General features: G+C 30.3%; 27 protein-coding genes. 2 read left to right on the plus strand and 25 right to left on the minus strand.

All coding sequences use genetic code 11. The features are described 5' to 3' along the window. Nucleotides 1–107: 107 nt before the first annotated feature. From CACET_RS13320 to CACET_RS13385, 15 genes are all read right to left on the minus strand, one after another. Nucleotides 108–413: a hypothetical protein gene (locus CACET_RS13320; protein WP_044825209.1), complete on the minus strand. Its 306-nt coding sequence runs from the start codon at nt 411–413 to the stop codon at nt 108–110. 263 nt (nt 414–676) lie between these two features. After that, the gene (locus CACET_RS13325; protein ID WP_044825210.1) at nt 677–877 is read right to left on the minus strand and encodes a hypothetical protein; all 201 of its coding nucleotides are present in this window, start codon (nt 875–877) and stop codon (nt 677–679) included. Nucleotides 878–1,186: 309 nt separating this feature from the next. Continuing rightward, nucleotides 1,187–2,161 (minus strand): hypothetical protein, encoded by a 975-nt coding sequence (locus tag CACET_RS13330; RefSeq protein WP_044825211.1) that lies wholly within the window; start codon nt 2,159–2,161, stop codon nt 1,187–1,189. 505 nt (nt 2,162–2,666) lie between these two features. Next, nucleotides 2,667–3,008 carry a hypothetical protein gene (locus CACET_RS13335; protein ID WP_044825212.1) on the minus strand — a complete coding sequence of 114 codons (342 nt, stop codon included), beginning with the start codon at nt 3,006–3,008 and terminating at the stop codon, nt 2,667–2,669. Nucleotides 3,009–3,192: 184 nt separating this feature from the next. After that, nucleotides 3,193–5,979 (minus strand): TrlF family AAA-like ATPase, encoded by a 2,787-nt coding sequence (locus CACET_RS13340; RefSeq protein ID WP_044825213.1) that lies wholly within the window; start codon nt 5,977–5,979, stop codon nt 3,193–3,195. Nucleotides 5,980–6,434: 455 nt separating this feature from the next. Next, a complete protein-coding gene (locus tag CACET_RS13345) occupies nt 6,435–6,629 on the minus strand; it encodes a YwbE family protein (RefSeq protein WP_044825214.1) in 195 nt (64 codons plus the stop codon). 26 nt (nt 6,630–6,655) lie between these two features. After that, entirely contained in the window at nt 6,656–7,066 is a 411-nt protein-coding gene (locus tag CACET_RS13350; RefSeq protein ID WP_044825215.1) for a hypothetical protein, read from the minus strand. 13 nt (nt 7,067–7,079) lie between these two features. After that, nucleotides 7,080–8,756, minus strand: coding sequence for a recombinase family protein (locus CACET_RS13355; protein ID WP_341410340.1), 1,677 nt, complete (start codon nt 8,754–8,756; stop codon nt 7,080–7,082). A 123-nt stretch (nt 8,757–8,879) separates the two neighbouring features. Then, on the minus strand, nt 8,880–9,023 hold the full coding sequence (locus CACET_RS20550; protein ID WP_158386071.1) for a hypothetical protein: 144 nt from the start codon (nt 9,021–9,023) through the stop codon (nt 8,880–8,882). Between the two features lie 210 nt (nt 9,024–9,233). After that, the gene (locus CACET_RS13360) at nt 9,234–10,154 is read right to left on the minus strand and encodes a hypothetical protein (RefSeq protein ID WP_044825217.1); all 921 of its coding nucleotides are present in this window, start codon (nt 10,152–10,154) and stop codon (nt 9,234–9,236) included. Nucleotides 10,155–10,450: 296 nt separating this feature from the next. Then, entirely contained in the window at nt 10,451–11,131 is a 681-nt protein-coding gene (locus CACET_RS19560) for a YkgJ family cysteine cluster protein (RefSeq protein WP_052661467.1), read from the minus strand. Between the two features lie 814 nt (nt 11,132–11,945). Then, nucleotides 11,946–12,818, minus strand: coding sequence for an AAA family ATPase (locus CACET_RS13370; protein WP_044825218.1), 873 nt, complete (start codon nt 12,816–12,818; stop codon nt 11,946–11,948). Nucleotides 12,819–12,885: 67 nt separating this feature from the next. Further along, nucleotides 12,886–14,241, minus strand: a complete 1,356-nt coding sequence (locus CACET_RS19565; protein ID WP_052661468.1) for a leucine-rich repeat domain-containing protein — start codon at nt 14,239–14,241, stop codon at nt 12,886–12,888. A gap of 33 nt (nt 14,242–14,274) precedes the next feature. Beyond that, nucleotides 14,275–15,006, minus strand: coding sequence for a hypothetical protein (locus CACET_RS13380; RefSeq protein ID WP_044825219.1), 732 nt, complete (start codon nt 15,004–15,006; stop codon nt 14,275–14,277). A 177-nt stretch (nt 15,007–15,183) separates the two neighbouring features. Next, nucleotides 15,184–15,561, minus strand: a complete 378-nt coding sequence (locus CACET_RS13385; protein ID WP_044825220.1) for a DUF3846 domain-containing protein — start codon at nt 15,559–15,561, stop codon at nt 15,184–15,186. A gap of 488 nt (nt 15,562–16,049) precedes the next feature. On the opposite strand from CACET_RS13385, the gene CACET_RS13390 reads away from it, so the two are divergent. Both CACET_RS13390 and CACET_RS13395 read left to right on the plus strand, forming a co-directional pair. After that, on the plus strand, nt 16,050–16,853 hold the full coding sequence (locus tag CACET_RS13390) for a BsaWI family type II restriction enzyme (RefSeq protein ID WP_052661469.1): 804 nt from the start codon (nt 16,050–16,052) through the stop codon (nt 16,851–16,853). Nucleotides 16,854–16,865: 12 nt separating this feature from the next. Next, on the plus strand, nt 16,866–17,582 hold the full coding sequence (locus tag CACET_RS13395; RefSeq protein WP_044825221.1) for an MvaI/BcnI family restriction endonuclease: 717 nt from the start codon (nt 16,866–16,868) through the stop codon (nt 17,580–17,582). Between the two features lie 19 nt (nt 17,583–17,601). Here CACET_RS13395 and CACET_RS13400 read toward each other — a convergent pair whose 3' ends face one another. The 10 genes from CACET_RS13400 to CACET_RS13445 all read right to left on the minus strand — a co-directional run bounded on the left by CACET_RS13400 (nt 17,602) and on the right by CACET_RS13445 (nt 25,568). Then, nucleotides 17,602–19,029 (minus strand): TRM11 family methyltransferase, encoded by a 1,428-nt coding sequence (locus tag CACET_RS13400; protein ID WP_201774949.1) that lies wholly within the window; start codon nt 19,027–19,029, stop codon nt 17,602–17,604. A 361-nt stretch (nt 19,030–19,390) separates the two neighbouring features. Then, a complete protein-coding gene (locus tag CACET_RS13405; RefSeq protein WP_044825223.1) occupies nt 19,391–19,678 on the minus strand; it encodes a hypothetical protein in 288 nt (95 codons plus the stop codon). 59 nt (nt 19,679–19,737) lie between these two features. Then, on the minus strand, nt 19,738–19,956 hold the full coding sequence (locus CACET_RS13410) for a hypothetical protein (protein WP_044825224.1): 219 nt from the start codon (nt 19,954–19,956) through the stop codon (nt 19,738–19,740). 265 nt (nt 19,957–20,221) lie between these two features. After that, nucleotides 20,222–20,509 carry a hypothetical protein gene (locus tag CACET_RS13415; protein ID WP_044825225.1) on the minus strand — a complete coding sequence of 96 codons (288 nt, stop codon included), beginning with the start codon at nt 20,507–20,509 and terminating at the stop codon, nt 20,222–20,224. Between the two features lie 16 nt (nt 20,510–20,525). Continuing rightward, the gene (locus tag CACET_RS13420) at nt 20,526–21,290 is read right to left on the minus strand and encodes a helix-turn-helix domain-containing protein (protein ID WP_044825226.1); all 765 of its coding nucleotides are present in this window, start codon (nt 21,288–21,290) and stop codon (nt 20,526–20,528) included. Between the two features lie 1,859 nt (nt 21,291–23,149). Beyond that, nucleotides 23,150–23,581 (minus strand): hypothetical protein, encoded by a 432-nt coding sequence (locus CACET_RS13425; protein WP_044825227.1) that lies wholly within the window; start codon nt 23,579–23,581, stop codon nt 23,150–23,152. Further along, complete coding sequence (locus CACET_RS13430; protein ID WP_044825228.1) at nt 23,544–23,726, minus strand: hypothetical protein; 183 nt, start codon at nt 23,724–23,726, stop codon at nt 23,544–23,546. The genes CACET_RS13425 and CACET_RS13430 overlap by 38 nt, the downstream gene beginning before the upstream one ends. Nucleotides 23,727–23,910: 184 nt before the next feature. Continuing rightward, on the minus strand, nt 23,911–24,267 hold the full coding sequence (locus CACET_RS13435) for a hypothetical protein (RefSeq protein ID WP_044825229.1): 357 nt from the start codon (nt 24,265–24,267) through the stop codon (nt 23,911–23,913). Nucleotides 24,268–24,874: 607 nt separating this feature from the next. Then, nucleotides 24,875–25,090 carry a hypothetical protein gene (locus CACET_RS13440; RefSeq protein WP_044825230.1) on the minus strand — a complete coding sequence of 72 codons (216 nt, stop codon included), beginning with the start codon at nt 25,088–25,090 and terminating at the stop codon, nt 24,875–24,877. 58 nt (nt 25,091–25,148) lie between these two features. After that, nucleotides 25,149–25,568 carry a hypothetical protein gene (locus tag CACET_RS13445; RefSeq protein WP_144414779.1) on the minus strand — a complete coding sequence of 140 codons (420 nt, stop codon included), beginning with the start codon at nt 25,566–25,568 and terminating at the stop codon, nt 25,149–25,151. Nucleotides 25,569–25,654 lie beyond the last annotated feature (86 nt).

A 25,654-nucleotide genomic window follows, 5' to 3' on the forward strand; every position in this document is an offset into this window, starting at 1 on the left:
TGTTAGTACTATATCCATTATACCCCAATTGTTTTTTACACACAATCTTCCATATTTATTCATAACAAAAGCACCTACCTAAGCAGATGCTGTCTATTATAACTAAACTATTCTTCGTAACAAAATAGTGGACAACCACAATCTATAAGATCTTCTAAAGATCTAGGAGGTTCAACACATATATCGGTAAATCCTAATACATTCGAATTTGGTATATTTTCTGATGCAATGGAAATTGTACCATACCCTTGTAGTGGCATATCAGTTACCCAAAAATGTCCTCCATCCGATTCACAACTCGCGCCAATTCCTGTTTTCCGTATCTTCCATTGTTCCCCATGATACTGTTGACAGATCTGCCATTTTGCATGAATATTAGTCATTGCTGTAAATTGATCCAGGTAAGACTTCATAAATTCATCCCCTCAAATTTTGTATTTTCTTCAATAGTAGTACGCCATTTCTACTTGTATCCGATATAGTAATACCATACACTCAATATATAATTTTAACAATAAAACTTAAATTTTCTTAAAATTTTTATCTTCGTTTTCGACATTTTTATCTATACTAAAAAGTACATGCCATTTATAGATAGATGCCCTTGCTGTACCAAAGCTAATATCTTTCTCATGGTCAACATCTATATGTATTTATTCTCCACAACATAACTAAGTTAGGATTTTGATGGACACAGAGGATTGTTACAACGAATAATTCTTTCATCAAAGTCCCTTTCAACTCTTGGTACCTTTTCATGGGAGGCAACAGTGTAGCAATCAATTACTTTACCCTTACCACATTTACAACCTCCTACAACTTCTTCTTCAGTATACACATCCCAATTTTTATCTCCTCTTCTACTATTAGCATTCATAATAGCTCCCCCTTTAAATAATATCGCATTTCCATTCCAGTATATTTTAGCTATCATTTTTCTACAAAAACTTTCGTTCGCTTTTTTTCGACAAAAATGTACAATAAAAGCACCTCCCTTTAGATAGATGCTTATTTATTATACATTTCACATAACCTTATTAAATTTGATACTTAATTGATTCTATCTTCTCCTACTCCCCTACACCCATTGCAACCACTACCTCTTATATTTACCCTTTATATAGAGTAAGGGCTGGCTTACCCAGCCCCTCTTCGAAGGTTTCTTTTGTGTTTTGCATGTGATGCATCATTCATTCTTTAATTGTTCCACCAAACTACTAATATCAAATATTTTTTCACATAGCTTATAATCGCATATCTTAGTATTTAGAATTTCAATTATCTGAAAATCACTACTAATATTATCATTATAATACATAATAGCTCCAATAAAAATAAGTTTAACCAACTCAATATAATGCAAATTGTTAATTTCATCATTCTTGAAATAATTATAAAGGTTAATTGCGGGAGGTAGTATTGTTTGATCTAGACACCTCCGGATATTGCACATTTTATTACTACTATTCTCCATTGCTTCAAATGCATAGTATGTCCACACTATTTCATAAACTTTTTTACCCTTGATTATCTCAACATACTTTATTGCTTTTTTATTTTCTGTATCCAAAGCTTGCACAAATGTCTGAGAACAGAACAATCTTGGCCCCTTACCACTCTTCTCCAGTCTTATTGCTTCTAGATATGGGATTCCACAAACATTGAGCCCATTTTCCTTAGCTACATTATTTATAATCTGTAATTCTGGACTAAATATGATCTCGCCTAACTTACCTATAGAGATACCACCTCTAAATAGTAATGGAAATGCACATGACTTTCTTTCCCTAGAAGTGTCGCCTATGAATTCATATTTATCCTTCACCTCTTTGATATTATTAAAAGGTTTCCTAAAATATCTATTGGATTCAATAAATGCTGACGAGACAAAGTTGCATAATTGTTTCATAAAAATGTTGGCATTTTCCGAGCCAATTATCAGCGAGTCGCTTATACTAATCATATTACTAAAAGAAGTAACTGATGTATTTTCTGCGAATTCGTGCATATCAGCTGGATAACTATCTTTTGGATGACATTTGTCATCGATTATCTTTGTCTTAATAATTCTGTTGAAGAGATCAAGATTATCGTAGGCTGCTTCAAGATCATATTCCACAAGCCAGCTAAACCCTAATAAATCTAAAAAAGATATTACCATTATATTAGCATCCTTTCTGTTCTTTTTTTATCTTTCTATATATTTACATTTCCTACAATAAATCTTCTGTTTATTTTCTACATTCATCTTATTTTTCCTTTTTATAGACCAAACTTTGTTTGTATATTCAAACTCTGGTCATTATATAAAAAGCACCTACCCTCAGATAGATGCCCTTCACCATACCTAAACATTATATTCCTCACTTTTCAATACTATAAAAAGAACATACCCTGTTTAAAATGAAGAAAATCTTTTAAAATACTTTCCCATTTTACAATTGGTGCTTTACCAGCTAAACAGATCACCCCTTAGAAGTTTTATTGTCTGTTATTTTAACTCAGCTTGTTTTATGGTGCTAGGCAGAATTTCTTTGACAGTTACATTTAAAACTTCCTGCAATGCAAAAACCAGGCAAGCATTAAATAGACTTTAGATATTACTTAGGTTGCTAGAATTAATAACACCTAAAGTCTTTTATATACTACACCTGCTTTAAAAGTTATTAGGTTTCATAACAAAATGCTTTCCTAATAATCTTATCAATGTTTTTGTAAGTTTCCATATATACATCCCAACTCGATTTCTCTAGATGTTTATGCACTTTGCAACTTTCGATTAGATTTTTAGTTATTTTCACGAATGAGTTATGTAGATTTTCTTCCTTAGTGTTATAAGCAATAATGAATAGCTCTTGAAACACATTAATACATTTAAGGTTATTATAGTAATATATTTTTTCATCAATAGTATTTGAATTAGTTTTTTCAAATTCTTTTTTTATATCTTTTTTTAATAACAAGATGCTTTTTAAAACTTCACTTTTACCAGTTTCTATATCTTCCATAAAAAACACTCCTACTTAATTTTATATATTATATGGAAATTTATAGAAAATTATTATTAATTTACTCTAGTTTTGCACTTTTTCACCAAGCTATTCAAACTAGTAAATTTTAGCGTTCAAGATAAATATCTTAAAACCAACACTTTTAATAAAAAATGCAAAACTCCAATAATTTTTATAATCCCTATCTGGTATAAGCATCACTTCTTTTTTCAAAAGCTGGCATTGTCCCTTCTAAGACATCGACTACATAATTACTAATTTTCTCTGACTCCATGCTGCCATAATGATACTTTATTTGTAGATTTTCTTTATCCATTCCGCTGTAAATAACTTGCTCTGAATCACATGCTACTGCAATATTGGGATTATGAGTGACTATTATTATTTGTCTTTTATCTTTTGCCTTGATTATATATGGTACCAATTTATCATAAACAGATTGATTGTCTAGATTATCTTCAGGCTGATCTATTATTAATGGAGAATTTTCTTTATCTAATATTAAATAAAATATTAATAAGAGTAATCCTCTTTCTCCAGGTGATAACTTATTAAGATGTTTATCCCCCAATTTTAATTCATAGTTTATTTTTATATAATCTAGACCATAAAGATTATTAAAGAATTCTAGCTTGTCTATAAACACTTTGTTGTAATCCGAAGCAGACTTCTTCAACTCATTTTCTATATTTTCTAAAGAAGCAAAAATGCTATCAAAATTATTAATATCAATCGTCTCAAGTAATGCAGATAAATTTTCTGTTGCCTGTTCCTTCCCTCTAAAAATACTCTTTATGTTTTGATTAATATAGTTTAAGATTGCTCTTTCCATTGAATCTCTTTCCAAATAAAAACTAATCTCAATGCTAGGTTTTTCAGATTTTTTCATTTCAAGTTCATTTATAGCCTTATTAATATACGAGTATTTTTGAGCGTATTTTTCAACTATTTCTTTTTTGAGTAGATATATTTTCTCTAAAACTTGCTTTCTCAATGCATACAGTTCTTCTAATCTATTTGGGATATCTTCTTCTAAAATCTTTGTTTCTTCTCTTAGCTTATTTATTTGTTCTGATATTTTTGCAATCTTCTCTCTCCATTTTGTTAAATCCTGAAGGTAATTTTGATAATTCAACTCTGCTTGAGATAAACTACCTGTTATCTTTGCAACTTCAAGCTGTGCTTCTTTAAGTTTCAAAATTAACAGTCCATCCTTTTGGTCATTTTCTATAGTACTTACCTCAGTCTTTATACTAGTAATCTGCTTTTCTATGTTCCCCTTTAATAACCTTAATTTATCATAATTAACTACCAAGCTTACTGTAATTATTTCCTCTATACCATTGCTTTGCAAATTATCATTTACCTTCTTAAGCCATTCTTCAAAGTTATTTCTAGTTTGCACTATTTGTTGTATCGTAGTTTCAATTACATGCAGCTTTTTACTTAAATTCTCTAAAGCATCTTCTTTAATTTGTATTTGACTTTTAAGGTTTTCAATAGTGTTATTCAATGCATTTAACTTTTTCTCTACGTTCGGGTCTATATTAGGCTTTATTACATCCTTAGGTTTATTTGTATTTTCCTGTTCCAACTGTTTTTGTAAATCTTCAATAGACATTTTTAAGATTTGTTTTTCACTATCGGTAATCTTAATTTCCTTATTAATTATTTCTTCATTAATCTGCTTTAACGTGCCCTTATTGGAATCTATTTCCATAAGTAGATTACTTGTTAAATACTTTATTAAGTCAGTTAACGTACTCATTCCCAACTTTTCTTCCCTTGGCAAGTAGTCAAAAATAAGCCTTTCAATCTCTTCTTTAAATCCATCCTTTAAATCATTGCACACATATTCAATATATTGCTGAGGTAAGTATTTTACCTTTTCTAATTGGGCATTATTGTCTATAGGAAATAACGCTTTCTTCTCTTCCACTCCGTTTTTCCACCTTAGTGTTACATTATAATCCTTACCTAGGTACTCCGGTTTTTGATTAAATCTATCTGTGCTTAAAAAAGAAAATCTTTTAGTATTATGTGTGTTTCCAGAGTGACCTATTATATCAGCTAAAGCACTTTTACCATTCCCTTTATTCCCTATTATAGTAACCAAATCACTACTTAATAATATTTCATCATCAAACCATGTGTCTGATGAATTACTTCCTTTTATGCTTATACTGTCTATAAACTTATCTCCATTATCATTAATAATTTTTTTCTTAGGTGGCATCTCTCCAACGAAGAATCTTAAGCTTGGCTCCTTTATTGCTTGCAATAAACCTTGAAATGTTGTGTCAGCTTTTATCCATAGATTCTCTCTAATTATATAATTTCTTGGGTCATGATTGTCAGAACAAACAATCATAGGTTTTCTTTTTATTTTCTTGAATACATGTTCATTATATGTACTTAAATCATTTATTTTACCCATTTCAAACATATCAGTATTTTCAGCAATTTCAGCTTTTATAGCCATGTTAACTTCTAGATGATTTGTGATACCATCATCAATTCCTTTGTCTTTTTTACCAGCATGTACGGTAATTATACCCTTACAATCTTTAGCAAATGTAATTATCTCATTATAATCCCAGTAAATTATATTATCATCTTCTTTATTTTTTGCCTTTGTATCTCTCATAAGAACATTAAACTTATTTGCAAGCTTATGTAAATCTTGCTCAGGAAAAATTATTATTACATGTAAATTTGAAGTTCCTTTATCACATCTAAGTTCTATACCTGGTAAAATAGTCATCTCTGGTGCAAGTTGTTTTAACTTAGTAATTCTATCTGCATCTATTAGAAAATGGTCTGTAATAGCGACAGCAGCTATTTCATTGTCTCTCCATGCTTTTACTAATAAATCATCGCTGTCAGCTGATTTATATTTATGGTCATATGATGATGCTGTATGTACATGTAAATCCCATTTTCTCCACTCTGAACCCCTAGTATTCATTTTTACCACCTCATAATAACTTAATAAATTTATTATAGCTTAAATTTTCACATTTTTACACAATTATACATATACAGTATATTAATTATTTTATTATTACAAAACTCGATAATTATTTAAGGACTAAGGGGACAGGTTCATCGTCCCACTATTGCTCATTTATCAAGTCATTGTATGTATAAGGATACTCATAGTATTAAATCCTTTTTATGTATTTCTTTGTATTATTTCAAACTCCTTCCAGTTTTGTTCGCTTTATTTCGACATAAATGAATTATTGAAAATTTATCTATACAAGACACTAAACAGTATCTTAATATTGACTCATCTTTATCAATTGATGGTAAGCGACTCTTTTGCACTTACCAATAAACCGACCTCAATACTCGACAATTCAAACATAATAAAAAGCACCTACCATTCACTGATAGATGCCCTTTACTATACCTAAATCTTCAACCCAATACGTCCTTAACCCTACCAACAACTCCACCCTCCAGCATCACTTTAATGCCATGAGGATGCGTATGAGAACTTGTAAGGATTTTTAAAACTACACCTTCTGTTAACTCCCCAGAGCGTTGATCCTGCTTTTGTACAACTCTTACTTTTGTACCCTGCTTAATATTTTCTCGTATAGTTCCATCCATATTGTTATCCTCTTTTAAAAAATTATTTAGTTTTTAGAAATTCTTCTGTTGAAGGTAAATCTGTAGCTAGCATTTTTATTTTGTTTTATGTAATATCGATAGAAGGTACGGGTACTATTTTTCTTATCCTGAATTACATCTAATCTCCCTATTTTTTCAAACTTTAAGGTTTTTAGCTCATCTTCCCCTACCACTACATACTGTATATTTAAGCTATCAGAGATTCCTTCTTGCCCTTCCCTATATGCTATTGAGAAGAATTTAGGCTGAGCTTTAACCATAATATTATTTTCATTATCAATGACCTCAACAGGCAATTCTGTTTTCATAGTATACACCAAGGCTCTTATGAATGTTCCATAATTAGTGGAAGCTAATTGTTTAATATCACAGTATTCTAGACACCTATCTAATGATTCTGAGGTTATCATATTCATATTTACACCCTTTCTATTTCTCTTCCTTATATATCCTTACCACACACTCGACTGTACTCTCTTTGTCCCAACTTATTTCACTCACTTCACTACCATTAAAGAATACTGGAAATCTAAACTTTATATTCTTTAAGATACGACCATCTTCTAATTCTTCTGGATAAATTTCAATTTTCTCAACAAAACTCTTTATAAACTCCTGTTTTTCAAAGTCTGTAAATTCATCATAAAACTGGTCGAACATTTTTAAAATGTTGTAAATGCCATCAGAATTAAGTCTATCTAACTTAACATTCTGTATTCTTGTTTTAACCTCTTCCATCTCTATTTCAATAGAGTCTATCCTTTCATAGAATTTATTTAGACGTTCCTGCATGTCCTTATATTTTCTTTCATACGAAGAGTCCATAACATCTAGCCCATCAATTTGTTGTGCTAATTTATTTTTTGCCGTATTTTCTTGGCGATATGATTTTTTTAGAGTTTCTAAATTCTCTTCCAGTTGAGCAGTATCAATTTTAGAATTAATTTTATCTTTTATAGCATTCTCAAACTTTTCATTATGAACTAACTTAGTAATAATCTCAGCAACAGCATCATCTACTAAGTCTTGACTCCACTGCTTACTGTAATTGCATTTATGACCACTTACACTCCTCCTATGTTTACAAGCATAGTAGAAGTAATCTCTATAATAAGTGCCGTCCTTCTTCTTTTTCCTATTCACATTACCATACATGGGCGCACCACAATTGGGACATTTTAGTATACCAGATAAAATATGTGCGTGTTCTAAACTGTACTTCTTCTCATGTTTAAAACCAGTTGTTTTACGCTTTTCTTGTGCTGCTTGCCATATTTCTTCTGATACTATAGCCTCATGAATTCCATCATAAACGGGAAACTCTTTCTGCTTTACAATATGGAACTGATTTCGTTTACCTTGAATTTTCTCGTTTCTTCTCCTACCATACGCTATTTTACCACAATAAACAGGGTTATCTAAAACAGCCTTTACAAAAGATGCAGAAAAGGCATCAAGTGTACCATTTTGACGTTTTTTCTTTTTATACCCGTTGTTATTGAGATAAGAAGCTACTGCATTTATACCTTTATTTGTAGTAGTAAATTGCTCATAAATAACTTTTATAACTTCTACCTCATCTTCCGCTATTAGTAGTTCCCCTTCTTTCAATAGATAACCATATGGTGCAAAACCGCCATTCCATTTACCTTCCCTTGCCTTTTGCTTACGTCCTGCCATAGTTTGTAATAGAATGTTATCCCTCTCTATCTCTGAAACAGCAGAAAGTACAGATATCATAAGTTTTCCACTATCAATACTGCTATCTATTTTTTCATCCCAGCTAAATAGATTTACACCATAATCTTGCATTTTCTGTACAGATGCTAGTATATCTGCTGTATTTCTACCAAAACGAGAAAGTTTAAAAACCAAAACAAAATCAATATTATCTTTTTGATCTTCGATGTCTTTCATCATCTGTTTAAAATCGTCTCTGTCTTCAACATTCTTACCTGATTTTCCTTCATCTGAATACTCTTTAACTATTACCATGTCAGTAAGCTTAGCATATTCTTCAAGTTTTTCCCTCTGTGCATCAAGACTATAGCCATCAACCTGTGAGGCTGTTGAAACCCTTGTATAAATGTAACACCTTTTTTTCATCTGCATCAACTCCTTTCCACGCACACAGTAATTCACTGTCCCAACAATTATATCGGATTCTATTTGGAATGTATATATAAAAATAAAAAGAACCCTAAATGAGTTCTTTCTAAATTTATTGTGCTATTTTATTTCTATTTCGTGACTATATTTTTCTATCACTCTTACCATAAAATCTATACAACGCTCAAAATTTGCATCCCTTATAAACTTTGAGTCCTCTTTAATGTCCGTTACACATTGTTCTGCTTTTATATTTTTCAACATATTGATATCCTCCTATTTTGTTTGATGGAGGTTATCTCTATATGTTATTTGATATTGTTGGGTATCTTTTCAACTAGCTATTTGATTGAATAAAATCTAATAACAAAAATGAAAAAGAAGACACTTATCATTAATTGATAAATGCCTTCTTACCATTACAACTAGTACACTAGTTGCCTATTTATTTCATTTGAATTCCTGAATCCTTATCTATTCTACATCTGCATCGGTTAAATCTTCAAAGTTTATATTCTCTAAATCAATATCAACTTCATCTTTACTTGATAGTATATTCGGATCATATTGTATTCTCTTACTCTTTAGCTCACCCTTTTTAATTACTTCAGTCACAATTACTCCACCTTTTGTTTGTTCCATATCTTCTATTGTAATTTCTTTTTCATCTGGATCTATATCATCTTTCTGCTCTGTTGAATCTGTTTCCTCCAGCTCAATAAATCTTTCTCCCTCTAATAAGACTTTAAGGATTTTATATCTCTTTAAGTCCTCACCTTCTAATTTATGAGCCGATACTAAATAATTCAAGTATCCTACTTGCTCATCAGGGATATTTTCACTTATATACTTCCTTTGTGCCTTTGTATATGGAGCAATTACACGAAGCAATTCTTCAAATTCTTCTTCAGTTAAATTATCATTAACTGCTGTTTTAGGAATTGTTAATGCCAAGTTATTAAGCATCTTTCTATTTCCACCATATTTAGTATATGCCATGTTTAACATTTTTTCATATTCAGTTATATTCAATTCATATGAGAATATAACTTTAATTACTGTATCATTAGGAAAGAAATTAAGTAATTTCTTTCTATCGTAGTCTACATTTTGACTTACAGAAGATGCTTTTAATTGTTCTTCTTCCTTCACTGTCAAATTGTAACTATTTACAAAATCTCTTACTGAACTACCGTTACTCTTAATGTAATTCTTTGTATTTTCACTTGTAATTCTTGTAGTCATCACTAAATTAATAAGCCCTTTTAGAAATTCATACCGTCTTTCTGATAGTTTAACATTCCTATAAACTCCAGTCATTTTAGTTAAGAAGTTACCATTACTATCCATGATACAACCATATAATCCCTTTAAATCCCTAATCATGTTTGCCATATAAATTACCTCCGCTCAATTTTGAATTTTCATTTGATTTTTATAAAATTTTTCTATATTTCCTTTATTCCTATTTTCCTCTAATTTTTCTTTTTCTGGAAACATAGCCTTTTACCCCATGAATTCTACTTTTAACTTCTTCATAGAACCTTTAATTTTATAAAATCTATAAATTTTTCATAAAGATGTTTTTTATAAAGAATATTTTAATAAAAATAGGGTCTACATTTATAAAACTCCAATGTTTTCAAAATATGCAGAGGTAATTTATATGCAACTACACCTTCAATGCTTGTTTACAATTGGATTTTAAACTCTTTAAAGATAATTTCCATTTTTTCAATGTTAGACTTGAATTGCTCTAAGTAATCTTTCTCTATATCATAAGCTACATAAAATACATTAAGTAACACTGTTATTACTCCTGTAAACAACTTAGTGTCTTGTTTTATATTTCTCATTGCCATTGCACATCTTGCAATTGTTTTCGCCCATAATATACTCGCCTCGTCCCACTCAGAAACCTTAAACTTATCAAGCCATTCTTTTAATGTATGTTCTTCACCTGTTCCATTTCCACAGCTATATGGCTGTTCAAAATATCCAAAGCTTTCTTCTTCTCCTGCTATGAATATCCTACCTAGTGGGTATATTGCACATACAATAGGTTTGTCCTCTTGAACTGTGCACTTTCCTTTTCTTAATAATGGACAACTACCATCATACCTTGCTTTTAATATAACCACTGGAAGATATGAACTATCTCCAACGTACCATTCTGTGTACTCCTCGATAAATTCAAAAGGTTTAATATTTAATGCTCTTGATACCCTAAACACATCATAACCAGTTAACATTATAGGCTCTTGCCTTTTCCTACAGCAATCTCCACACATTTTACATCCAAATTTGAAAGTATCTTCTTTCGTCATAATGCTAGTCATAAAGCTCTCAATGTCTTCTTTCTTATATCTCATATCTTTGTTCCTCCTTAAATATTATTTGATTTATCCACTTTTCCAAAAATGGAATGTGATTATATCGGAACATTTATTGGCTTACAAGAAAAAGATTAGAATATTTTAATTTATAACTAGCCAATTTAAAGAATTAAAATTATTCTTGTTTTTATTAAATCCCTAATTTTATATGCCTACTCATCATCTTCACTAGTCCACATTAAGTAGTAAATTTAATGCTCCACTTTTTCTTTTATAAATACCAATGCCATGTATATCACTTATTAACTAGTCCCTTGTTTGTCCCTAAAATTGAATATAAAAATAGAACTAATCAATAATCACCAATTATTAACTAGTTCTATGAATGTATATTTTATTTTCAATTATTCATATAAATTGAAATATCCTTACAGTGTATATTAAATTTTATTTTACTACCTTAAATAAATGTTTGAATATCTATGCTCTCCTTTTTTAGATTTAACTTAAACTTACTTTCTCCCTTTTACTGTTCTACTTGAACTTACATTCTCCCAACACTAAAATTTCAAACCATTTTTAAACTTACTTTCATCTGTTTGATGTTCTATTTGAACTTACTTTCCTCTGAATTTTATCCTAATGTTATCATTTTTCTATTTCAATGCCTTCTACTCTATTTATTACTCTAGTTAAATATTTTCTTTGGATATCAATCAACACATAATGTAGATAACCCGTTACCTACAGTCCTTCATTTTTCTACTTCACTGAATTCTTTACATAAAAATAGTACTCTCCTTCAAGTGGAAAGTACTACCTCTATATATCAAATAAACTTATATTGTAATTAGTAATGTAGTTTGTTTTCAAATATTTCTTCAGGGTCATCTGCTGTTTGGAACTTGATTTTAACTCTCATAGCAACTGCTAGGTCTTTGTATATGTCTGCTGTACTTACTTCATTAGTGTCATTCATAACAGCCCTCTTCATTGCCCTCTCCACTAAACCTTGGATTTCATAGTAACTTAATTTAGCATACTGACTTGCTCTCCTGCTGATTATGTCCACAGTTGTTTGGTCTACGTCATCAATTATCTTAAACTTTGGATATATAAAGTGTTTTATAGCATCTTTAATATCTATCTCTGGTCGTCTGAACTCCATCTTAAGATTAAAACGTCTTTCAAATGCAGGGTCAAGTCTATGCAACATATTAGTCGCACTTACAAATATATTCGTCTTGTTCATTTGGTCTAAATATTGGAATATACTATTGGTAGCACGTCTAATTGTTCCAGTATCTGCTCCACCAGTATCCCTTTGCCAAGCTATTGCATCACACTCGTCAAACATCAGTAAACAATGTCCTAAATGGTTTGCAAGTTTAAATATCTTAGATATATTCATAGCAACAGTAGCCTCACTAAGTGCCTTTGCTATATCTACATATAACATTGTATAACCTAAATGATTACTCAATGCCTTACTTAAGAATGTCTTACCAGTACCAGAAGCTCCATACATTAATATTCTGTTCATTGGTTGCAATCCATAAGCTAATAATTTATCTCTATATTGTGTTTCCCTTATAAACGCTGATATTTTCTCTTTATTTTCATCGCTCAAAATTACAGATTCAAGCTTGATATTAGTATCAACTGGCATTATAAATTCTCCATAAATGTCTCTATATTCTTTTGATAATGTATTTATATCCATGTTATATCCTCCTTAAAATTAAAGGATATACCTACTTTTAATATGTAGATATATCCTTTAGTTTTCCTTATTTTTTACTTATTGTTATTACACCGTCTTTTGTTACTTCAATTACATTAGTTAATTCAGTTAATGTAATTTCACCAAAGCTGTCCTTATCTTTTATGAATATAATCTTTTTATCTAGAAGCTTTAAAGGTAAATTCCCGCTAAACACTACTTTCAATTTATCATCTTCAATTTCTGATAGCTCTTTACTAATGTCTATTGAAATCTCATCTGAGTGTACTTTAATATTTCTTTTACCTAATATCCTTACAGCCCATGTATCATCACTATTTTCAACTGCAAATATCTTTAGATTCTTGTTATTAACAACTATAAATAATATAATAAATAATCCACCAACTGTAGTTACTATAATAGGTAATGCTGAATTCCTTTCTATATCAGTTTCTTGCATTGGATCTTGCTCCACTACTGCACTTACTTGTGGCTCACTCCATACCTCATAAATTGGTTTACTAACCTTTTCACCTGTTACTTCCCCTAACATTGAGTTAGTACCATCATTTTTCCAGAGTGGATTCCCATCTATATTGATAGTATCAAATATATCAAAAGGTAGTAATGGACTAATATCCTTTATATTATTATCTGTCAATAATAGTACTTCCAAGTTTCTCAAGTTTTCTAATGATTTAATATTTTCTATATCTCCTTCTATTAATGCCAAATGTTTTAAATTAGTTTTATCTTCTAAAACACTGATATCCTTAATCTTACTGTCTACTATAATAAGAAACTCAAGTTTCAATGAATCCTTTAATGAACTTATATCTTCAATCCCACTGTTACCATAAGACTCAAAACTCTTTAATTCTGTCTTTCCCTCTAATACTCTGATATCACTTATATTATTGTTTGAAATTACTAATGTCTCCAGTTTATTTAACTCTTTTAATGCCCCAATATCTGTTATGTTATTATTGTCTATATATAAAGTCTGTAATTCATTTAAATCCTTTAATGCATTTATACTCTCTATACTGTTATTGCTTAATGTTAGAGAATTTAGTTTTGTTAATCCTTTCAATGGACTTAAATCTTGTATGTTATTATTTTGAATCCAGAGAACTTCTAAACTCTTTGCTTGCTCTAATCCTACTAAACTTGTGATTCCTTTATCTTCTTGTATTACTATTGTATCAATCTGCTCCATAACCTCTTTGGTCAGTATACCAGTTTCAATATAGTAATCGTAATTACCTTCTTTTAAAAACTCCTTAATTGCACTTTCCAAGTTCTTGTCCTCAAATGTTACCACTCCATTATCTGCGTATGCTACTGATAAACTTGTTAATATGAACATTAATACTAGTAATCCACTTACTATTCTGACTGCTTTCTTTGATTTCTTCATTTCATTTTCCTCCTTTATAATGTTTGTTTTTAATTAATTGGCTTTTATCTTACCTAATAACTTCATGATTTCATCTATTAATGCTGGGAAACTATTGATTCCTTGCTCACTTATATAATAATTAACTATGAATAGTACAATAATTGTTATTGCAATCTGCATAAAATACTCAATAATTATACTTATTAGAATTACAAGTAAACTCAATAATTTTTGAATGTAATTCAGTAAAAATCTGAATGTACTCTCTTGCTTTACAGTTACTACTGGTTGTACCTTTTCAACTGTCTCTTTCACTAATTTTTCTACATCAACTGTATTTTCAATTTTTATAATGTCTTTTTCTTCTTTACTTTCTTTCTTTTCCTCTATATCTTCAGTCTCTTCTATCTCCTGTACGAATACAGCTCCATTCAAATAGTCTTCATCATCAAACAACACTATGTTTTCAACTTTATTGATTATCTCTTCTACGCTTATTGGATCAAATAATATGTTTTTTACACCCAATGAAAGTAGTAATCTTAATTCTTCAGGTTCATCATTATCTTTAATGTAGAATATTTCTATATCTGATTCTATTAAATTCTTTAATACTGTCCTCAATTCTTCCAATGACCAATCTAAATGTCTACTTATTATTACTTTATCTAGGTAATCTATATTGTCTTCTAACTCTTCAACTGAATCTATTACCCTGCTACCGTCTAACCTTATTTTTAATTCTTCTTTTAATTCTTTCTTCCATGTCATAATAGCTATCATAGGGATCCTCCTTTCCTCTCCTCCTACTATTTTTTAATTTTTAATATTTATAAACTAATACCTTATACGTAGATTTTTATGATTACAACTTTTCACTTATCGCCTTATGTAAATAAAATAAAGAGCTACAAACTTGTAATTAGTCTGTAGCTCTTTACCTTTTGATTTCTTATAATTCTAAATGTTTATACACTTTATTATTACGATTCTACCATCTTCCATTATAAATGATTCAGGATATTTGAATTGTTCCATGTATGTTTCCACTTGCTGATTTGATAAACTTGCAAACTCATCACTATCAACAGGTGCATCACATATAAAGAAGTTACCTGCTATTATCTCATAAAGTTCTCCTGTTTCAGGGTGCATTAACCCTCGATTCAATGGCAGTCCGTTTATTTTACCTTCCTCATTACATACTATTACAGCCGTATCATTGAATGGGTGTATTGTTTCAATATACCCACCAACTAACTTCTGCATCTCTTTAAGTGAATGTCCAATATTCCTTACTTCAGGTTTCTTTCCAGCTTCAATGTACACTATTCTCATTCCAATTTACCTCCATCGTTCTTATTTTTCTTAACTAGAGCGATTGAGGTTATCAGAATTTTTATAGATATGCAATATCATTATTTTATTATTTTTATTTTACTTGTTTACTTTTTTATAACTTGCTATTGAAAGCCTTGGAATATCTACACCCATTCCAATTACTCCATTTCAACCCTTTTAACTTAACTAACCTACAACCTTAAAACCCTCTGTGGCTTGCTGGTTTTGTTTTTGGACAACTTTACCACCCTACCCCTACACTTCACCACTTAATACCTAAAACACCATAAAACTAATTTTGGACACTTTGGAATTAAACAACACTTTCTATCCATTTATACAACATATTATCCTATAACTTAGTTTATTATTTTCAGCACATTTCTACATATTTCATGTATTACATTAGTTTAACTGGTCATATTTTCCTATTCATGTTATTATATTATTTATAATGTTCTATCAAATTTTAAGAAGGTGTATTTATGGGATATATAGAAGAAAATAATAAGGTTATACGTAGACTTAGTAATGAGAGATACTTCATACCTACTATTGAAGTATACAATGAAACCTTAGAACAACTAACAAACAATGGTATGTCTGATAGAGATGCTACTCGACAAATACTAAATTACCTTAAAAACATTATGAGAGAATCTCAACCTAGAATTGAAGAAATTATACAAAATAGAGTTAGTTCAGGTGAAATATCAGATGCCTCACAAGCAAGGAAATCAGTAGCAGGTAATAATTTTCAGAGATTAGTTGCATACGCTATCATAAGAAATATTCTTATAGGTAACATAACTAAAGAAGTAATTGTTAATGTTGGGTATAACAAGCATCCATTACTAGAACAATTTGCTACAATCTCTGTTGGTGATTCTGAAGACAGTCAGAAACCAGATTCTGATGTACTTATCTATAAAGATGATCCTACTTCACCTATTATCAATTTCTCATGTAAGACATCCTTAAGAGAACGTGCTGGACAAACTTACAAATGGAAATTATTAGTTGATATCGCTAGTTGTACTTGCCCTCATATATCAGAATCAAACGATTGTCCAAAAAATATTTATAATCTACAATATGATAGCTCTAGGAGAGTTGTTATGAATTTTGTTACAGCAGATTTATATAACGAGGTGAATCAACCTCAAATCAGCGGCATGTTTAACTTTTTCGACAATGCATACATAACAAGACCTAACAATGAATTCTCATGCCCTAATATTGAGTGTTTTGAAAATATAGTTGATTCTATAAACAATCTATACGATTAAAGGAGGTTAAAAATGTATACCCTAGAGAGATTAAAAATTAGGTTAAGAGAAATAAATCAAATGGGATATGTTAGAACTCACAGGAGTGGTCCTACTGGAATAGGTAAAACTCTTGAAGATTTATTAGGAATTGCAGAGAATAATATTGCTGGAGCAGATCTTGACCATCTTGGCGAGTTAAAATCATGTAGAAACGGGCAAATTAGCATGGTTACATTGTTTACAAAAAGTCCTAGCCCTCCACGAGTAAACACTGCACTTCTAGAATCCTATGGCTATGTTGACCCTACAAGAGGCGGACGAAAAATACTTCACACAACTTTAAATGGTGTTAACTACAATACTGTAAACGGAACCCCTTATGGATTCAAAGTCGAAGTTAGAGGAAGTAGGTTATATTTACTTTCTAATTTCCCTACGCAAGTTAATGCTTATTGGGAAAGAGAAGATTTACGTTATGCTTTTGAAAGTAAACTTCCACGTCTAATATTTGTTAAAGCAAATTCACGAGGTGCTGGAAGAAATGAAGAATTTCATTTTGTAGAAGCCTATCATCTTGAAGGCTTTAGTTTTGAACAATTTGAAGATTTACTAGAACAAGGAATTATAAAAATCGACATTCGTATAGGACAATATCCAGATGGACGAACCCATGACCATGGTACAGCTTTTAGAATTATGAATGACAGAATAGATGACTTATTTGAAAATAAAATAAGATTATTATAAAACAAAAAAGATAGGTGTGTTATTCCCTATCTTTTCTTAATACTACTATATGTTCATTTGTCATTGTACTTACAGTTTTTCCTGTTTCATTAGTTGGTGAATTCCTGCTTGGCATAACTTTATTTGGTATATTTCTAGGTATATCATATACTTCCACTAAACCGTACTTTTCACCTAATTCTGAAATAATTTCATTAGTTAATAGCTTAACTTCTTTTACTGTTCTGTTCCCAACAACCCAGAATTGATAACTATTATGTCTCATTTTCTTAGTTATTGATTCCATTGCTTTATCTAAGTCCTCATAGAAACTATAAACATCTCTTGCTCTATCAAGGTCTTTTTCCTTAATCTCTTTTATTGCTTTTTCTAAAGTTCTACTTGATAATTCACATTCAAAATCCTTGTCAACTTTCTTACCGCCTAGTAGGTTGTTATCTACTTGATTTAATTCTTCTATGTCCATAAGCTCTAGATCTAACCACCATAAAGAGGGTCTACTGAACTGTCCATATGCTACAGTAGTTTTAGAATCACCATATGGTGGACTAGTTATCATTAAATCTATGCTATTGTCAGGTACACTATCTAAAATCCTAGTATCCTCAAATGCAACACTAACTTCGCAGTCGTTATTACATCTTTTATCAAAGTCTTTTATTTTTTCGATGTTTCTATCTAAATACTTATAGAACTCGATTTTAACATCAGGATTGAAATCTGCTACTTTTTCCTTTTTAATTCTAAATAGTTTAAACTCACCATTTCTTGTATTACTAACATATCTTGCAGTTTCACTAAAACATACTAAGAAGAAATTTCTAAAATCTTCGTTTTCTATTTGTAGTATTATATCCTTAATAAGTTGAAGCTCTAATATCACACGTGGTTTAAACCAGTACCCCATATTTTTGAAGTCTGGAATTTTTAAACCTGAGTTATATGTATCTAAGTATTCTCTCAGAATAACATGTGCATCTGAACCCCATCCATCTTTAGCAGATACATCTAAACCTTTTTCTGCAATGTAATTATCAATATTATCAAGTAATTGTTTGCTGCTAACAAATGCTTGTTCAATATTCTCTCTAAGTAATTTATCTTGAATATCTACAGAATCTTCTTTTAATACAGTTGTTTTAACCTTACTTAATAAGACCGCTAAAGGGTTTAAATCTGTCCCATAAACTTTATTAAAGCCTGCCAATTTTCCCTCTACAAGTCCTGTACCAGAACCCATGAAAGGATCTAAAAAAGTTTCTACCTCACCATGCCTTTTGACAATATCTATTATATTTCTATATATAGGATATACCATAACAGCAGGGTAATTGTGAAGTCCATGCGTTAATTCTTTTGTATCTTCACCTTCAAAATCCCAATAATCTATTGGTAGTTTTTTGAATTCTTCTGTTAATTGTTCATCAATATTTCTCAATACAGCCATTTGTTTTATCCCTCCACATCATTAGATTATATCTTAAATTTTAAGATTTATAAAGCATTTTATTATCTTTTTATATCATGACTCTCATTCTTGCTTAGTTTTATTAAACTTAGTAAGTAAGATTACCAGAGTTTCTATTGAATTACAATAGATTTAATAAATTTTCTCCCCAATCTCATTCATATAAACTCAAGAAAATATCACGATATTCTGATTTTTATTTTGGGTTTCCTTATGTTCCCTTATATCTTTGATATGTAAAACACCCATTACCTTAAGCTCTTCTAGCTATATGGTAATGGGTGTTCTCATCCTCTTTTTTGAATTTCATATAAATTCTATATGTTATTATTTAAAGTTCTTAACTCATCTCCACTGTATACTTACTTAGTTTCTTAGTTACTAAGTCTATCTCATAACAATTATAATTTGGCTCATTGTAGTAAAGATTTCTAGCTAAGTCTTCCAGACTTTCGATTTCAGCACTTGTCAAGTTGAAGCTACTTCCATAGTTATATCTAAGCTCATTTACATAGCAACCATCGTTTATGTTTTTACCTTGAAAGTTTACATGTACATATCCTGCGTCAGGTACTCTTCCATATTTGCTAGTACTATATAAACTTACTGTTTTAATTTCTCTTAACATATCCTTGTCCTCCTTTATTGGAGCAGCTAAACCTTTAACTGCTCCAAAGTTTCATTTCTTTAATAACTTAAACCGAATAAATCTCCTAGCCCTGTCTTAATCATTAAATCTGTAAGATCTGTTGATTCAGTTATTGGAAACATTCCATCCTCGTGATACTCATACAGAGTATATACTCTTCCATACATTGGATCCTGCCTAGTTTTTACTATATGAGGTAACCTTCTTTCTCTAAATTTTTCATTTACATCTTTTAGTAACAATTTTTTAACAGCCATGTCTTTTTCCTCCTTAAATTCTTTTTTATTTTTATTAATAATACTTAATAAGTCATCTTTATGGATTATATATTTTTCATTATTGCTATTTTAGTTTTATTGGCTTGCTCTGTATTTTTCCAACAGTAATCACCCCACTCTCTTCTTGTTATGTAATCTATACTCATATGCTCTTGTTAATTGTTAGGTGTTTTTCTCCATATAAACTTTCAAATTAAAAGACAACAACTCTTAAAGCTGCTGTCTTTTTACCTGCAATTGCTTTCTAATAATCAATAGTATGTTTACTTATTTTTTCTTTTGTGAAGTCAAGTATATATGAATTGTAATCTCTATCTTTTACTAATTTCTTAGATGCATTTACAATAATCCTCATTTCCCTTTCTGTAAGCCCTAAGTAGTTATCAGTAATTAATTGCTCAATTTTTATATCACTTAGTATCTCTCCATTTATCTCTATATCTATATAAATATCTTTATAATGATTTGTCATTGCTCCATAGTTATATAATCTATTGTCATAAAGTTGTACCCTTCCTATCCCTTGATTCATTACCATCCACCTCCGTTTATTTTATTGCCGTTGCCTTTGGTGTTGCCTTTTCACGCTTTAATACATTATATATAGTTTGTCTTTCTACTTTTAATTGCTTTGCTATTGCTACCTTACTAAGCCCCTGACCAAGTAATTCTTCTATTACCTCTTTAGTTACTTCAGGTTTACTTACATTATCATAGCCATTTTTAATTCTTTCGCTATGTTTAACTTCCTTACCAGTTTTCTCTACAAGAATCTTGTTGTCCATTTCTAAACGTCTGATTTCCTTTTCCAATAAGCCTATCTTTTGTAATGTGCCTATATATTTTTCAGTTGATGCGTCCTTTAACATTTTCTTCGCCTTTAAAATGTACTCATTAAACTCATTCTCCACATACTCTTTTGTGTATTCAACTTTCTCTGTATTACCTTTTATACAATCTAGCTCTGATTCTAATTTCTTAGCTAGTAAACCTTTTTCAATAGCCACTACCTTTAAAGCCTCATAATCCAAATCAATGTAGTTTGTTCTATCTTTTATATCCTCCAACTCATTCTTTAATTTCTTATTTTTCTCTTCTAGTTGATAAATCAATGAGTCTACGCCTTCCTCTTTACTTTTTAAATCTTTAATTACTATAAAGTTTGATATAGCTAATTCCTCAAGCTGTCTTAGGTACTCAATGTTCACAGTTACTGTGCCTTTGTATTGGTTAACCTCCATTATCGTAGCCTCTTCGATTCCTAAGCTATATTCATCTATTTTACTTGCTCTACCAATTTTATCTAGTAACATATCCTTTCCCTCCAGCTTTTTTAAATTATATCTATAATAAATTAACTGTATGTTTACATGTCGTTTTTGTAAAAATAACTGTTGCCCATCTTTTTACACATTGCAATTTTAAAATAAAAAAGCCAGAATAAACTACTTTATTTGTTTATCCTGACTACTTATGTTATAGTATGTAAACTTATCTTGTCTTTCCCGTTTTACACTTTTATTTTCTTCCACCGTTATGTATTCAATTTTTACCTCTAATGTTACTCTGAATGTTTGTAGTGTAAAAATAACAACGTAGAAATGTAAAAATAACTGTCAGCATTACATTTAATGTAATTACTATTTTTCCTACATTGCTATACTTGAAAATGATATTTGTATATTAAAATACATAGGTTGTATTGATTTTACACTTCCATTGCTATTTATAGGTTTCTAATGCATCTACAGATAAACTCTAAAAATTTATCTATTGCTTGCTGATTTCTAGCTATGTAATTTTATTCAATCAATAATTGTTCATTTCTCCTGACCATTGTTAGGTCTCTAAATCGACTTTGTCCATCTCTTTTAGCTATGTTTTATTCTTCCCAACACTTATGTAATACATATAGACCAGTAGTTTTATTCTTTAATACCATTGCATTAATATTAGGTTTAGTTGCTTTCCTTTTCAATCCAGTTGCTATATCTCTTATGACCATTGCTTTATTTCCAGCTGACATTGTAATCTTGCCTTCGCAGTTGCTTACTCTCTTTTTAATTGTTCTGTAACTTTTGATTCCCCTTCTTTTCCTTAAATGCCTTCCAAACTAAGCATACTTCTATTTCCATTTGTTTATTGTTTTCTTCCTTCATATAAACTTATACTGTTGGCTCATTGTTTAGCTTTTTATCATCTGCTTATTTTTAAAATTTTTCTTGAAATCAACTTATCTACCACGAAAAAAATGAGGGTGAAATTTCTGACTGTAATCAGTTTTTTCACCCTCTGTATTTACTTGAAAAGCTATAATGTATCCTAACTTCAAAAATACCCAAAATTTCTCTACTTGGAATTTTACTAAAAATTTTCACTATTAAACGTTTATAATTTGATTTGAATGTATTGGTGCTAATGATTTATATTTGGCTTTACCTTTGTATGGGAAATAACTAGGGTTACTTGGCTCTATGGTTGCCTTCATGGGAACAAAACTATGGTTCGTTGCTTTCTATGGTAGTATTCATTGGAAACAATGTGTACACTGTACCCATTGCTTGGTTCTGTAGTTACTAAGTAAACTTTCACTGCCTTCGTTCTTCCTATCTAAGTAAACCTGTTATGACTACATTTCCTAGGCTTAGTCCACCATTATCACCTTGTTAGCTTGTTCCTTTCGACCCTTGTTCCCTTTTCACTCCTTCATCTGTCCTATCCCTCCATTTGATCGCTCTCTATCTGCTGCTGTTTGCTCATCTCCTATCTTTAACTGTCCTCTTGTAAGCTGCTCAATAAACTATAATTAAAATTAATGTCCTTATCCTCTGTTTGTTCAAATAGATACATTGTGTACACTGTACTCATTCTATAGTACCTTTCAAGCCTTCGTCCTTGATATGAATCAGATGTGTACACTGTACTTATCCTTTGATTGCTTGAATTGAAATTCACCTTTACAAATGCTCACTCATATCTGCTGGCTTGGTGACTTTTGTGACTTCTGTGTTCCAACTTTTCCTGTTTGTTACTTTCAAAGCCTCCAGCCATTCATTCCTACTGTTCCTACTACTCCTGCTGTTCCTGCCTTCCTTGTATTAATGGGAAACAACTAAGGTTACGAGGCTACTTGGTTACGTGGAGTGGAGGCACTTCGTGCCCTATTTATCCGTTAAACTCTAAAATAATCCTTAGCATCACTGCTTTTTTCAAATGTAAATGTTTCTGTTACGTCTTTTCTACCTAGAATACTGTACTTATCTTCACTCACTTTGGCTATACATAGCGAGAATTCAACCTTAAATATTATATTACTGTTTATTGTTTTAGCAGTGGATTCTACTAAATAAATTGGTACTATTGAACTAAACCTCCAAAGGTCTTCTATCTTTATATTATGATTAGTTATATCACCCTGCTCTATATTCTTTTCACTCATAAACTCTTTTGTATCATCTTCATAATATAAGTCTATTTCATCTATAATTCCTGTTACTTCTACTGATTCTAATTCCTCTATTTGAAGTTCTTTTAGATAATCTAATGCCATTTTTTCTATTCTTCTTTTAAATACATTTTTTATTAACATATATTGTATGTTCATATTTGAATTTGTCCCTAATACCATTGATTACCCTAAATATCTCTCCGTTTGGAATCACCTTCCATTTGAATCTTTCATAAATTAACATTCTTTCTTTTATTTCTTCAACGCTCATCTCTTCTAAGCTCATTTCTGTTAATTTCATCACTTGTTCCTCCTAATTTTCATATCTAATAACCTAATTTGACTCCATACTTATTGTTCCTGCTGTTCCAGCCTTCCTTGTATTAATGGAAAACAACTAATGTTACAGGGCTACAATATTAGGTGAAGTGGAGGGCACGAAGTGCCCTATTAAACCTCAATAAACCTCAATTTGCTTTGCTTTGTTATATTTCTATTAGTACCATACCTGTATCTACTGAATCTTTTATACTAGTAAATCCTTTCTTGTTTATCTGTATTGAATATTCAACATTAGCAACTACCACGTCCACTCCCTTTTCACTGTATATTTCCTTTAGATCACAATTACATTTGAAATCTTCTATGCTTGAATGATTTAAACCATGATTTTCTATTTGTCTTTTTACTAACTCTATTCCTGCCTTCACTACACCTTCATATATTTTCTCTCTCTGCTGGAAGTTCATTTTTTCTAAGCCTCGTACATTATTTCTTACTAAAGTTGCCTCTCCTTTTATCTTGTTTATAAGGTCTTTCTCCGTTATTTCTTTTAATCTCATTTGCCTGTTCCTCCTATTTTAATATCCGTTTTAACTATTCAAAGTGTCCTTCATAATCCCTTGTTATATTTGAATTCTCTTTCAAATCATACATACCACCCCTTGTCCCTCATCTTAAGTAAGTTTGTTTTCTAAACTCTAAATAGAGTATATTTCATATTCATTTAGCATTATTTGAACCCACTTACACCTGTTCGATTTGGTATTCTTTTATATATCTCATGTTTCTTTATATGATGTTGTCTTTTTTGTTGTATGTATATCTAATGACTAATTTGTTACGCTGGGAAATAAAAATGAAAACACCCCACAATATATAGTTTGTGAGGTGTCCATTTAAACTTATCTTACATTATTCATATTATATTTCGCTCTCTATAATAACTCACATAGAATCCACTAAAATCAATACCTTTGATTATCACATTTGTACGATTATCTAATTATACCAATAGTATATCCTTATAAGACATACTATCAGGATATACTATTGAGCTGTATACTATCCCTGATTTATTTTTAATATACTGTTTTTATAATTTAATAAAAATTAAATAAAGAAGACACCCCACAATTTATAGTCCGTAGGGTGTCCATTAAACCTTTATTAGCATGTGCTTGTCTTTAACAGATAATTCTTAGCCATCCAAGTGAATCCTTTGTGCATAAGCGCACTGTTGTTCCAATCTATTTTAGATGCTATATCCTTTGCCTTTTCGTTTGCACTTTCTTTTGTCAGCTGATTTTTAGATAATATAATCAACTCTCTTTCTAGTTTGCTTTCAACGTATTTATTAAATCTATCCTGTTGATTTGTAATCATTTATGTTCAGCTCCTTTCATCAGGATATGTTATTTTCTTTGTTACAACATCTTTAACTTCAATCAACTAATAGCCCTCCCGTTTCTGATATAGTTAGATATACTGGATTTATTAAGTCATCCTTAGTTGCTAATACATCTATTACCCCATGTAATTCTTCACTTAGTTTATCGTAGTCATTTACATGTATTAAAAAGTATTTTGGGTTCTTATCTATAATTTTATAATAATCCACCAACTTCATAGGATATATCGACAGTATATCTTTAATTAATTCCTCATCACATTCATTAAAGTCGTATTCATGTAAGTCTACATGTTTTTTTCCATCTACTATTTCTTGTTCTTTAGACTTCCATATATTGAATAGGTGTGTAATATCAGATAATTCATTTTCTGTTAGTGAACTGATAATAAAATTAATTCGTTTAGCTAGTTCTTCATTTAATTCATACTCATAGCCACCGACTTTTGACATGCATTCATACATGAATATAAATTTCTGAACCTTTAAAGGTGAACTCATAAATGTATCACGGTTATTCTCTAAAAGCCAATTACATA

The sequence above is a fragment of the Clostridium aceticum genome (genome assembly GCF_001042715.1).
GTDB lineage: Bacteria > Bacillota > Clostridia > Peptostreptococcales > Natronincolaceae > Andreesenella > Andreesenella acetica.